The organism is Halomonas sp. NyZ770, assembly GCF_020616575.1.
GTDB classification, from domain to species: Bacteria; Pseudomonadota; Gammaproteobacteria; order Pseudomonadales; family Halomonadaceae; genus Vreelandella; species Vreelandella hamiltonii.
In genome coordinates this window covers 3,742,311-3,754,677 of sequence record NZ_CP085143.1, presented here as the reverse complement: position 1 = coordinate 3,754,677, position 12,367 = coordinate 3,742,311, and the positions used below count along the sequence as shown (strand labels likewise).

Below are 12,367 nucleotides of genomic sequence, written 5' to 3'. Positions count from 1 at the left end.
CAATAACCGAGTATGGAGAACTGCCATGATGCTATCCCCCAAACGCCTGCTCGCCCCGCTGGCCACGGCGGTGCTGACCGCCGGTGTCGCCTCGGGTGTGGCTACCCAGGCCGTGGCCAACGAGGCCCTTGGCATCGGCGTGGCACCGGCCGCTTCTGGCTGGTACTTCGGCTTTTCGGAACTCTCGCGGCTGGTGAGCGGCGATTCACCCTTGGAAGTCTCGGTGCGCGAAACCGGCGGCTCCAGGGAGAACGCCATCCGCCTGAGCCGTGGCGAGATTGACCTGGGGCTGATAGACGCCCCGGGCGCCTACGAGGCCTACAACGGTGAGGGCCGCTACGAAAACGACGCCATCGAGCAGATGCGCGTCGTGCTGTGGGTGGCACCTTCCACCATGCACTGGGCCGTGCGCCAGGACAGTGGCATCGAGACTTTCGAGGATCTGGAGGGCGCGCGCTTCAACCCCAGCAGCATCGGTGGGGGCGGCGAGTACATCACCGAGCTGGTGTTCGATGCGCTGGGAATCTCGCCTGACTTCCAGCGCATGAGCATGTCGGATGCCGCCGATGCCGTGGTGGATGGGCGCATCGTCGGCTTCAGCTACAACGGCATTCCGCCTATCCCGGCGTTCACCGAAGTGCACTCCGCGCGCCCGCTGCGGGTGCTCTCGATGAGCGAGGAGCAGGTGTCCACCGTCACCGAGACGTTGCCCTTCCTGGCCGCCACCGAGATTCCTGAGAACGCCTACCGAGACATGCCCGCCGCCACCACGCTCGGCACCTACATCGGCATCGCCGCCACCCATGAACTCTCTGAAGAGGCAGGCTACGCATTCACCCGCGCTTACTGGGAGAACATCGAGCGGCTGGGCGAGACGTTCGCCCCCGCCCGTGGAATGACGCCGGAGATCTCGGTGGAGAACACCACCACGCCGCTGCACGCCGGTTCGCTGCGCTACTACCGCGAGATCGGTATCGAGGTGCCCAGCGACCTCGTGCCGCCGGAGGCGGAATAAATCCAACAATCCCGTGCCTGTGGCGTCATGGTATTGCGGCAGCGTGACCTCGAATGCCGCCACGAAAATGTCCTAGGGCGGCTTGCTGATTGCGTTTATTGTTGACGAGCGGGCAGGCCCTCAGCGCCCAGGAGGGCAGGGCGCTGGCCTTGAGGTATGAGCGTGAGGTATCTGCCTGACAGCGTTATGTTAGCCATGCCGTGAAACAGGGCACTTCCCTAAAGCAGGCAGCAAGCAAGGAGCCGCTTTGATGAACATTGTCATTCCCGATGATTACCAGGATTGTGTGCGCGACCTGGATGCCTTTGCCAAGCTGGCAGGCCACCAGGTGACGATTTATAACGACACCGTCACCGATGAGGATGCGCTGGTCGAGCGCTTCAAGGAGGCCGACGCGCTGGTGCTGATTCGTGAGCGCACGCCGATCACCGCGTCCCTGCTGGCGCGGCTGCCCAAGCTTAAGCTGATCAGCCAAACCGGCGGCGGCGCGGCCCACGTGGATATGGCCGCCTGCCGAGCGCACGGCGTGATGGTGCTGGCAGGCACCGGCTCGCCCTACGCTGCCGCGGAGCTTACCTGGGGGCTGGTGCTTTCGGCCATGCGGCGCATTCCCGACGAGGTGGCCAACCTCAAGGCAGGCCGCTGGCAGCGCACCCTGGGCATGGGCTTGAAAGGGCGCACCCTGGGCGTGTTTGGCTACGGCAAGATTGGCCAACTGGTGGCCCGCTACGGCCAGGCGTTCGAGATGAACGTGCTGGTATGGGGCCGCGAGGGCACCCGCCAGCGGGCCGCCGAGGCGGGGCTGGAGGTCGCCACCTCGCAGGAAGCATTCTTCGAACGCAGCGATGTGCTGAGCCTGCACCTGCGCCTGAACCCGGAAACCCGCGGGATCGTCACCGCCGCCAACCTGGCTAGCATGAAGCCGACCGCCGTGCTGGTGAACACCAGCCGTGCCCTGCTGATCGAAGCGGGCGCACTGGAAGCGGCGCTGAAGGCTGGCCGCCCCGGCATGGCCGCCGTGGACGTGTTCGATGAAGAGCCGGTGATCGAGCATCCGCTGCTGGCGCTGCCCAACTTCCTGGCCACGCCGCACCTGGGTTATGTAGAGAAAGACAGCTACGAGCTCTACTTTGGCGATGCGTTCGAGAACGTGCTGGCATTCGAAGCAGGCACGCCAGGGCGTAATCTGGCAGAAGAGGGCTAAGCCTCTGCCGCACACTCCGCGAGCGGTGAAAGGTCACCGCTCGCGAGGTGATAGAGGCCGAGGTGTCGGTTCAGTGGCCCGACCAGCCCAGCAGGATGGGCACGTAAACTACCAGCAGCAGCACGCCGATCAGCCCTAGCAGGTACGGCAGGATGGCTTGCGTAATGCGTTCCAGCGGCAGCTGGGTCACCGACGAGGCCACGTAAAGGTTGATGGCCACGGGCGGGGTAATCATGCCAATCGAGAGCCCCACCACGATGATCAGCCCGAAGTGGATCGGGTCGATGCCCAGCTGCAGCACCAGCGGCAGCAGCACCGGGGTTAGGATGATCAAGGCGCTGGCCGTCTCGATGAATACCCCGGTCAGCAGAATCACCGCCACCACCAGCAGCATGATCACGTAGGGGTTGGTGGAGAGCGACAGCACCGACTGGGCAATTGCGCCGGGCACCTGCCAGCTGGAGAGCGTCCAGCTCAGCACCGCCGACATGGCAATCACCAGCATGATCACGGCGGTGGTCATCGCCGAACGGATCAACAGCTTGTACACCTGGGGCAGGGTCAAGTCCCGGTACACGAACAGCGACACCAGCAGCGCGTAGTTCACCGCCACCACCGCCGCTTCCGACGGCGTGAAAATCCCCGAGAAGATACCCCCCAGAATGATCACCGGCGTCATCAGCCCCCAGCTGGCCGATTTCAACGTGCGCCAAATGGTGGCCAGTGAGAGCGGCGTGCCTTTCGGGTACTGGCGCTTGTACGCCTGGGTGATGGCAATGGCCATCAGCGCCAGGCCCATGGCCAGCCCCGGCAAGAAGCCGTTCAGGAACAGCTTGGAGACCGACTGTTGGGCGATCACCGCGTAGATGATCATCGGCACCGAAGGCGGGATCACCACGCCGATGGTGCCGCTGGCGGCGATCAGGCTGGCCGCCGAGGCGGGGTCGTAGCCCTTGCGCTTCAGCTCCGGCACCAGGCTAGACCCCACCGCCGCCGTGGTGGCCGCCCCCGAGCCGGAAATGGCCGCGAAAAACATGCCGGCCATCACCGAGACCACCGAGAGCCCGCCGCGCATGAAGCCCACCAGCGAATCGGCAAAGCTCACCAGCCGCTCGCTGACCTTGCCCTGGGCCATCAAATCCCCGGCCAGGATAAACATGGGAATGGCCACCAGGGCGAACGAGTTGATGCCTTGGAACATCTGCTGGGTGACCACCATCAGCGGCACCCCCGACTGATGCAGGGCGTAGAGCGTGCTGGCGCCAATGGCAAAGGCAATCGGTACGCCCAGCAGCATGAACAGGAAGAACAGCCCGAACAGCACCAGCGTCATAGCACTTCCTCCTGGGCGGTGATGTGCTGCCCGTGCACCAGCACCTCGATCATGTCTACCAGCGCATACCACGCCATGATGCCCGCCGAGAGCGGAATGACGGCGTAGACGTAGGTCATCGAGAGGCGCAGCGCGGCCGACTTCTGAAAGCTTTGTACCTGCATGTAGCGATGGCCGATGACCACCAGCGTGATCATGAAGGCCAGCACGATGGCCAGCGCGGCCAACCTGGCCAGCTTGCGCAGTGGCAGGGGCAGGGCGTCCACCGCAAAAGTGACCGCAATGTGCCGCCCACGCTGGAAGGCCAGCGTACCCGCGAGAAAGGTGATCCATACCAGCAGAAACCGCGCGACCTCTTCGGTCCAGCCCACGGCACTGAAAAACACCCGGGACACGATTTGTAGCGTGATCACACCGATCAAAGCTGCCATGCCCGCAAACACGACGGGCTGGATGATGGCATCCAGCCCGCGTTCAATGCGTTGCAGCAGCGTCAACAGAGGCTGTGCAAAGGGCATCACTGATTCAGCGCCTCCTGAATGCGCGGCAGGTAGTCACCGAACTGCTGGCCGTACTTCTCGTACACTGGCGCAACGGCGGCCTGGAAGGCTTCCATATCGGGGGAGTCGTTGATTTCCATGCCCGCTTCGCGCAGGGCGGCCAGCTGTTCGGCTTCCATATCGGCGTTCACCTGACGCTCATGCTCGGCGGCTTCCTGGGCGGCCTGGCGGATGACGTCCTGGGCGGCTTCAGGCAGCTGGTTCCAGGCAGGCATGCCCATCACGAAAATCGCCGGGGCGTAGGTGTGGCGTGACAGGGTCATGTAGTTCTGGGTTTCATCCAGCTTGAACGAGTGAATCACGTTCACCGGGTTTTCCTGGCCGTCGATGGTGCCCTGTTGCATGGCGGTCAACGCTTCGGTCCAGGCCATCGGGATAGCGTTGGCCCCCAGCTCGCGGAAGGTATCGGTGTACACCGGGTTTTCCATCACGCGAATGCGCAGGCCATCCAGGTCTTCCGGGGAGTTCACCGCCCGCTCGCTGTTGGTCAGGTTACGGAAACCACGCTCGGCGTAGGCCAAGCCTTTCAGGTTCACGTCCGCCAGCTTATCCAACAGCTCCTGGCCGATGGGGCCATCCAACACGCTATAAGCGGCTTCCGGGGAGGGGAACAGGAACGGCAGTTCAAACACCGCCATCTCTTCCACGAAGTTGGCCACCGGCCCGTTGGTGATCACGCCCATGTCCACGGTGCCGATCTGCATGCCTTCCAGCAGCGTGCGCTCATCGCCCAGCGAGGCGTTGGGGAAAATCTCGATGTTCACCTTGCCTTCGGTGCGCTCTTCCACCAGCTCTTCGAACTTGGTGGCGGCAATATGGAAGCCATCCTGCTCGTTCACCACGTGGGCCAGGCGAAGGGTCACGGGGTTCATGTCGGCAAATTCGTTGGCGTTCGCGGCGCCCACCAGCGCCAGTGAGATGCCCAGTGCCAGCGTACTACGTGCAAATGTTTTCATTTATTATGTTCCCAAACGGATCAGGGTAGGTGCGAGGTGCAAAAGTGCCCCCAGAGCATGCACCACCGCAGGGAAAACGGTCAATCATCTACGCACCGAAAACCGCCAAGCGGCTGGACACCACGCCCCCACACGGGTACGATACGCACCCAGAGCGCCCGTAGCTCAGTTGGATAGAGTGTCGGCCTCCGAAGCCGAAGGTCGCAGGTTCAATTCCTGCCGGGCGCGCCAGAATTTGTGTGAAAAAAGGCCTGCGAGAAATCGTGGGCTTTTTCTTTGCTTACGCATACAAAAATATTGAGAAGCCTGATTAGGCATAAAGTTTTTAGTTAAAAGAAGATGCATTGTATTAGTTTTAATTGATTCCATTGGGCTTGGTAGTGAGTTGTTGGCTTGAAAATACTAAAAGTTTATTAAATATGTATGTTCAAGTTCCTTCTATCTGATTAATCAGGCGTATAGGCGCATGCTTCAAGAAGATGTCACTATTTATATTTTTTAAGTCAGCTAGAAGTGAGCGGCATAAAGAAATAATGGAAACGCACGTGCCAATATATAGCAGGTGATCAGATTTATCGATATGTTTCTCTATTAGATGCTCTGTAGGCGGTGATTTCCACTGCTTAACTAATCGAAACATTTCTTCATGGTCAGTTAGCTTCTTTTGGTACGGATACCAAGCTCCCATAGAATGAGAGTAATTTACTTCGTTCCTTATTTTAGAAAGCCAGTTTCCTCCATTTAAAGTGTTCTTATGTGAGAGGCCTTCCCTTAGTTTGAATAAGTATCGTAAGACTAAATCCCTGTCTGCCTGCCGAAAGTCAGAAGTTGCTATTTTTGTAGCCATGTCATTAAGGAAGTCATAAAATAATTTCCACACATCCTGATGAGTGTTGTTTAGCTTGGTGCAGGTTATGGTTGAGTTTGAGTGGTTGTAAATGCATTTGTAATAGCCGTTTGAAATAGTAATGTCATTTTTCAATGAGTATAGTTGGGCTACATCGGTTATTGCTCTGGTTTCATTTGAGTCTAGTTGACTACAGCTTATGCCAAATAGTCTTAATATTGCATGAGCAGAAAAATATGCGCTATAGTATGCTCGAATAATTAACCAGCCTACAGATCTTGGTAGGCTTTCATCCGGTGATATTCCATGTATGCTTTCGAATGAAGAAGCAGCCATCCGATTTATATCGTAGGCATAAGGGAGCAAAAGTTCATCGTGGCTATACACATTTAGGATAAAATCTTTGCTATTGATTTGCGATGTGATTTTAAATCTTTCTTTAGCAATCCAACCTCTAAATGTAAGTTGAGGAGTTTTGTGTATGCCTATAATTCCAGGCAAAACATGGGCTCTTAAAACTTCGTTGATGATTTGCATGGTGGTTATAATGTAAAGTTGCTTTTCATTGAGTTGGAGAAATGGTTGGCAAGTGATTTGTAAGAGTTGCCCGGTTTTTTTATTTTTTGCAAGCTTATCTTTCCGAACATGTCACTCATCACATAGATGTAATTATCTACGCTATATTCAGGGCCAAATTTATCTTTAACCTTTGATGCAATTTCAGGGAAAACGGAGAATAAAGCCCTAAATACAATAGAGTTACAAAGTTGCTCTTCAATGTCATTTTCTTTGAAAAAGCCATAAGTAAACGCTTTGATGTAGCTATTAAGTATGATGTATAGCTCGTCGATGTCTCGGTCACCGAAAAACTGAGCAACAGGAGAAACTGAGTTATTGAATGTAACTCTACTGATCTTGTTTTTCGACTTAGAGGCAGGACTTAATTTGCCAATCAGAGCGCTATTTGGATCGCTATGAAACAAGTCGAAAATTGATCTCAATGATTCTTCAGTTGAATTTTCATATTCGGCCATTCTCTTGATGTCGAGTAGAAGTTCTGATGGAACCCCTTTTTGCTTAGAGTTTATATCAATAAATAATCGTGACTCTTCTTTTCGTGATAAGCCAACATAAATAATCACAGGTACTCTAAGAGTAGACTTTGATTTGGAGAATCCAAATACCCTGTGTTGGCCGTCTAAAATTAAAAAAGCTTTAGGATGTGGCATGAACTCTAATGTTCTGCCTCTACCAATCATCTCTACACCAGCTACCTCTTGTGCAGAAAGTATTATTGCTGAAGGTATTGTTCCTTGCTCTTTGTCAATATAATTTGCGATTTCTAAAGCACGCTTTTCATCGAGCGTGCGCTGGAATCCCATAATAGGGTCTTCATCACGGCTTGATACGAAACAGCACTTTGTCAAAATGTCACTAGGCATTGTTAGGGAATAAAATTTTGTTTTATTCTGGAGGACGTTACTTGCTGTAAATCTTATTTTTTCCATTTGATTCTCTCCTCGGTTATGGTGATGAGAAGTGTTAGTATGTTTTAAAAAGACATTGTGATTCTTCTAACGCCTACTTTTTTCTTTATTTTTTAATCTATGTAATTTCTGACAAGGATCTCATCTGTTGTATTCCAATTGCTTTTGAATCCTGATATGTGCCTGTTTACTGATATTGTACTTATTTGATAGCTGTCGGATAAGACCTCGACTGTTTCCTTACATGCTCTATATGAAAAGAGGAATTTTATCCCTTTGCTGTTCATTTTGTCTAGGAATGTATAGAATTCAGGAAGCTCAGCTGAGTCAAAGCTTCCTACCCCATACTCTCCAGTAAAACGTCCGGATTTAGAGTAGGGTGGGTCTATGTAGACAAAATCACCATCTTCGAGCTTATTTAATGTTGTTTTGTAATCTGCAACTATTAGCTCTGTGTTGGATAGCCTTTCTCTAGCATAATCAAACGTTTCTTGCTTAGGGAAGCCTCCGGTTTTAGTACCAAACGGAACGTTGAATTTTCCGTTCTTATTGGTTCTATAAACACCGTTGAAGCAATATCTGTTTAGATATAAAAATCTAATTGCTCGTTTAGAGCTTGTAAGGCTGTCAGGGTTTACGTCTCTTATTCTATAGTATTCTTCCTTAGTGGCTGGGATTTTTAAAAGCTGATCTCTAAGGGATGGATTTTCTTTTATTTCTCGCAGCGCGTTTATCAAGTCTGAGTTGATGTCAGACAATAATGCATTAGATGAAGTTAGCTCAAAGAAAAGGCTTGCAGAGCCACAGAATGGCTCAACGTATCTATTGTACGAGAGTGGTGATTTTTCTTTAAGTAATGGCAGAAGCTTTCTTTTACTGCCTGCCCATCGTATTAAAGGCTTACTACGCACTCTACATTATCCTTTTTCAGAAAGAAACATGGGGTCAAGTTTATAGGAATTTATAAGATTAGCATAGTTTGGTTCTGGCCAGAATTTCTAAAAAGGCATAAGGGAAAGCTGTAATGCTCCCTTTTGGTTTTTGAACACCCTACGCTGCTAATGCTGGGCGCGCACTGGAGCCATATATGCCAATGAGTGCTATGGCCGATCCTCCTTGTATGTCGGGTCCAACGGCCAGTGATCGTTCTGGCCTGATCCTGCGACTCGAACCGGTGCAGACGAATATTTCCCTTATTCAAGGAGCGACAGAAGCTCTACACTAGGCCTCCCGCTCAGGCGTGTAGGGCGTTGTAAACTCTTGGTTCAGATAGGCCTTTGATGTGATCGTGTAGTGCCGACTGCTGAAAACCATGCAGCTGTCGGATAATAGCCAGCCTAAGATCTCGCATGTGCAGTAGTCAATAATGAGCGCTAGGTTAGCCTGAAGATTCTTGCCACACCACACCACACCACACCTGAAGCAAGCAGGGGCTCGTAAGTTTTTTCAACGCTCATCAGTGGACTGCTGCTGAGGAGTCGTAGCATTGCCTGGCCTTGGCAGGTGTGCAGCCGTTGTAGGCTTCGTGAGATAGGATCTGATGAGCAGAGCCAAAAATGCAGAGAAAATAATAACTACCAGGCAGTTGATGAACGCCAGGAGTGTGAAGGTGAGCTGGTGGCCATCACGCTTTCAGCCGTTATACCCAGCCGCATAAAAGCAAGGGCGCTTCACAGGAAGCGCCCTCATGGTCACGTTAGAGAGAATGCGTGCCTTAAAACTCGACGGTCGCGGACAGCTTGAAGGTGCGCGGTTCGCCTTGGACCAGGTAGTTCGCAAAGGAGGTCGAGGCGCCGGACCAGTAGTTTTCGTCGGTCACGTTGTCGATGCCTGCGCGCCATACCCAATCAGCGCCACCCAGCGGGGTGGTGTAGCGCAGGCCAAGGTCGAGGCGTGTCCAGGAGTCCAGCTGCAGGTCGTTGGCGACATCGGCGTACTGGGAGCCCGTGTGCAGGACGCGACCCGTGGCCGTGAGGCGTTCGATGAAGGGCGTGTCCCATTCGCCACCGAATACAAACCGGTACTCAGGCACGCCCGTGGCGTCGTTTCCTTCGTTGCCATCCTGTGTCTTGGTGAGTTTGGCGTCTATCCAGGTCGCGCTGCTGAACAGGCGCACTCCGGGGGTCGGCTCGCCGTAAAGGCTTAGTTCCAGGCCGCGATTGCGCTGCTCGTTATCCAGATTGCCGACGCCATCGACGACCGCAGCCGAGGGCAGCTCGATCTGGAACAGGCTGATGCCACCGCCCAGGTTGCCGTAGTCGAACTTGGCGCCCACTTCGTGCTGCTCGGCACGGGCAATGCCCAGGTGCTGGCCAAAGTTCATCGCGGTGGTATCGGTGACCGTGCCGCCATCCTGCAAGGCTTCGACGTAGTTGGCGTAGAGCGAGACATTCTCCGTGGTCTTGAACACCGCGCCCACGGCGGGAGTGACCCGACGGTCGGCATAGCGGTTGCTGCTATCGGCATTGGGGCGTTCGTCGATTTCGAGCTCCTGATAGCGTGCGCCCAGTGTCAGCAGCAGCCGGTCATCGATGAAGCCCAGCGTATCGCTCAGCGTGACCCCTTGGGAGCGGGTGCGCGTCACGCTTCCCCCCACGAACGGGGTGCCTTCCGGGCGGGATAACTCGACCGGGTTGTAGATGTTGGTGGTGCCTGCCGCGAGGAAGCTCCAGTCGGTGTCGAACTTGCGATAGGCGCTGGAGTAGCCAACGGTGATGTCGTGGCTGACCGGGCCGGTCAGCACGTAGCCACGCAGCCCCGCCTGGCTGGCGAAGTTGTCGATGTGGTTGCTGGTTTCGAAGTCGTTGACGCTGGCGTTGCCCGCGTCATCGGTTAGGCGCGGAGTTGCCGATACGATGCCTTCGAGCGTGCGGTTACCGCCTATGGCCGCGAACGCGGTCCAGGCGTCGGTGAGGTCATATTCGCCCCGGACCATGCCGAAATTGGTTTCTAGCGCAGTTCCACCGAACGAGGGGGTGTAGTTCAACGAGGCGTCCGGCGCAGCGGGCACCTGGGTGGCCGCGCCGGTGTTGACGCTTGAGCGGCCATTATCCAGGGTAAGCTTTTGATGGCCGACATCGAGCAGTATCCGGCCTTGTTCGCCACGGTAGTCGAGCCCCACGACGGCGGAGGTATCGCGCTGGTTTTCGTCATCGATGGCGGTGTCACCCCGGCCGCGCGTGGCGCTTACCCGCGCGCCCCATTGCTGTTGATCACCATAACGCTGGCTGGCATCGACGCCCACTTCGCCGTAGCCATCGGAGCGATAGCCACTGGAGAGGTTGAGCATCGGGTCATTTCCTGCTCGCTTGGGCTCGATGTTGACGGTGCCGCCAATGCCGCCGTTCCCGCCGATGGGAATGCCCGAGGTAAAGGCACTGGCGCCTTTGAAGACTTCGACGCGCTCGGCCAGGTCGCTGTTGATGATCTGCCGTGGCAGAACACCGTAGAGGCCGCCATAGGCCACGTCGTCACCGGTCAGGTTGAAGCCGCGCACCTTGTACGCTTCGCCGTAGATGCCAAAGCCCAGCCCTACCGATACCGAGGCATCGTTTTGCAGCGTATCGCCCAGCGTCTGGGATTGCTGGTTCTCCATCAGCTCGCTGGTATAGCTGATGACGTTGAAAGGCACGTCCATCGCGTCCCTTTCACCGATCAGACCCACGCGGCCCCCCGCCGCGATTTGGCCACCGGCGAAGGCTGGCGGCGGCGTATCGCCGTAGGTCGGTATGGTGCCCGTGACAGTGACGGTATCCAGGGATTGGGTGTCGGCGCTCGTTTGTGCCCAGGTGGCCACGGGCGTCATGCCCATTGCGAGCAGTGTCATCGCGCGCAACAGCCGTGCTTTGCGGCGTTGGGCCGCTGTGTTGGAGGTGTTCCCGAGAGGCATGGTATCGATCCAGTTTTGTGTATGGCAGCGCCTGGCGTTGGCGCCACGGCCACCTGCCCGATGTGGATCTATATGATAAACAAAATGAGAGGTATTAGCATATACGGGTGTGATTTTTTCGTGATGCCTTGCAAAAAGTGCCTATTGACGTCTAAATGTGGTCTCTCTTTTCTAATGCTTTCGCTGCCATGTGCCACTGGTCGATGCTCTCTTTCCTGGCTCGCTGCTGTTTGATGGCCGCCTGCTGGCTGCCCTTGTCGAGTGCCCACGCGCAGTGGGCCACCCTCAACTGGACCATTGCTGAAACGCTGCTGGCCATCGACGCGCCGCTGAGCGGTACCGCTCAACACAAGGGTTACCATGAGTGGGTAGGGGAGCCAGGAATCCCCAACGGCGTTGCAGACCTGGGCCTGCGGTCGCAGCCCAACCTCGAACTCATGGCCCAGTCGCCCCCGGCGCACACCTTCATTTCACCGATGTTCGCCGGTTTGACGGAGCGGCTGGAGCGAGTGGCCCCGGTCACGTCGTTTTACCCCTATTCCCCCGGCACCCATACCTGGCAAGAGATACACACCCTCACCCGCCAGTTGGGTGAGTTGACCAGCCGCCAAGAGCAGGCCGCGCAGCTCATCAGCGAAACGCAGGCACTGCTGGAAACGCTTCGCCAACAGCGCCCCGATGCGCCGCCGCTGCTGATGGTGCAGTTCATGGACGCCCGTCATGTCAGGGTGTTTGGCGACAACAGCCTCTATCACGCCGTGCTGGAGCAGATCGACTTGGCCAATGCCTGGGACCGGCCCACTAACGCCTGGGGATTTTCACTGGTGGGGATCGAAGCACTTTACGACTACCCGGAGGCCACGCTGGTCGTGGTCGAGCCGCTGCCCGCCGGAGTCGAAGCATCACTTTCGCAAAGTGGTTTATGGCAGCACTTACCCAGCGTTAAAAACGCCACGCTATTGCGCTTACCGCCGGTATGGAGTTTTGGCGCACTGCCTGCTGCGCAACGCTTCGCGCGGGAGCTGGTGGCTGCCCTGACGTTACGCAGTTCCTTGGAGTAAGGGGTTGTGCGGTTA

At 55.8% G+C, this 12,367-nt stretch carries 10 protein-coding genes and 1 tRNA gene; 4 read left to right on the top strand and 7 right to left on the bottom strand.

The features are described from left to right. Window positions 1–25: 25 nt before the first annotated feature. Both LG409_RS17285 and LG409_RS17280 read left to right on the top strand, forming a co-directional pair. Window positions 26–1,015 (top strand): TAXI family TRAP transporter solute-binding subunit, encoded by a 990-nt coding sequence (locus tag LG409_RS17285; protein WP_227407253.1) that lies wholly within the window; start codon window positions 26–28, stop codon window positions 1,013–1,015. A 250-nt stretch (window positions 1,016–1,265) separates the two neighbouring features. Next, entirely contained in the window at window positions 1,266–2,219 is a 954-nt protein-coding gene (locus tag LG409_RS17280) for a D-2-hydroxyacid dehydrogenase family protein (protein ID WP_227407252.1), read from the top strand. Between the two features lie 70 nt (window positions 2,220–2,289). On the opposite strand, the gene LG409_RS17275 is transcribed toward LG409_RS17280, so the two are convergent. From LG409_RS17275 to LG409_RS17265, 3 genes are read right to left on the bottom strand one after another with little or no spacing between them, the layout of a single operon-like run. Then, complete coding sequence (locus LG409_RS17275) at window positions 2,290–3,552, bottom strand: TRAP transporter large permease (RefSeq protein ID WP_039178519.1); 1,263 nt, start codon at window positions 3,550–3,552, stop codon at window positions 2,290–2,292. Next, complete coding sequence (locus LG409_RS17270; protein ID WP_227407251.1) at window positions 3,549–4,070, bottom strand: TRAP transporter small permease; 522 nt, start codon at window positions 4,068–4,070, stop codon at window positions 3,549–3,551. The genes LG409_RS17275 and LG409_RS17270 overlap by 4 nt, the downstream gene beginning before the upstream one ends. Then, on the bottom strand, window positions 4,070–5,068 hold the full coding sequence (locus tag LG409_RS17265) for a TRAP transporter substrate-binding protein (RefSeq protein ID WP_227407250.1): 999 nt from the start codon (window positions 5,066–5,068) through the stop codon (window positions 4,070–4,072). The genes LG409_RS17270 and LG409_RS17265 overlap by 1 nt, the downstream gene beginning before the upstream one ends. A 154-nt stretch (window positions 5,069–5,222) precedes the next feature. On the opposite strand from LG409_RS17265, the gene LG409_RS17260 reads away from it, so the two are divergent. After that, window positions 5,223–5,299: transfer RNA gene (locus LG409_RS17260), tRNA-Arg, on the top strand. Between the two features lie 196 nt (window positions 5,300–5,495). Here LG409_RS17260 and LG409_RS17255 read toward each other — a convergent pair. From LG409_RS17255 to LG409_RS17240, 4 genes are all read right to left on the bottom strand, one after another. Continuing rightward, window positions 5,496–6,452 (bottom strand): hypothetical protein, encoded by a 957-nt coding sequence (locus LG409_RS17255; protein ID WP_227407249.1) that lies wholly within the window; start codon window positions 6,450–6,452, stop codon window positions 5,496–5,498. 5 nt (window positions 6,453–6,457) lie between these two features. Then, complete coding sequence (locus LG409_RS17250; protein WP_227407248.1) at window positions 6,458–7,423, bottom strand: DGQHR domain-containing protein; 966 nt, start codon at window positions 7,421–7,423, stop codon at window positions 6,458–6,460. 92 nt (window positions 7,424–7,515) lie between these two features. After that, entirely contained in the window at window positions 7,516–8,313 is a 798-nt protein-coding gene (locus LG409_RS17245; protein WP_227407247.1) for a DNA adenine methylase, read from the bottom strand. 803 nt (window positions 8,314–9,116) lie between these two features. Then, on the bottom strand, window positions 9,117–11,291 hold the full coding sequence (locus LG409_RS17240) for a TonB-dependent receptor (protein ID WP_227407246.1): 2,175 nt from the start codon (window positions 11,289–11,291) through the stop codon (window positions 9,117–9,119). 155 nt (window positions 11,292–11,446) lie between these two features. Here LG409_RS17240 and LG409_RS17235 point away from each other — a divergent pair, with 155 nt between their 5' ends. Then, on the top strand, window positions 11,447–12,352 hold the full coding sequence (locus LG409_RS17235) for an iron-siderophore ABC transporter substrate-binding protein (RefSeq protein WP_446719087.1): 906 nt from the start codon (window positions 11,447–11,449) through the stop codon (window positions 12,350–12,352). Window positions 12,353–12,367: the final 15 nt, after the last annotated feature.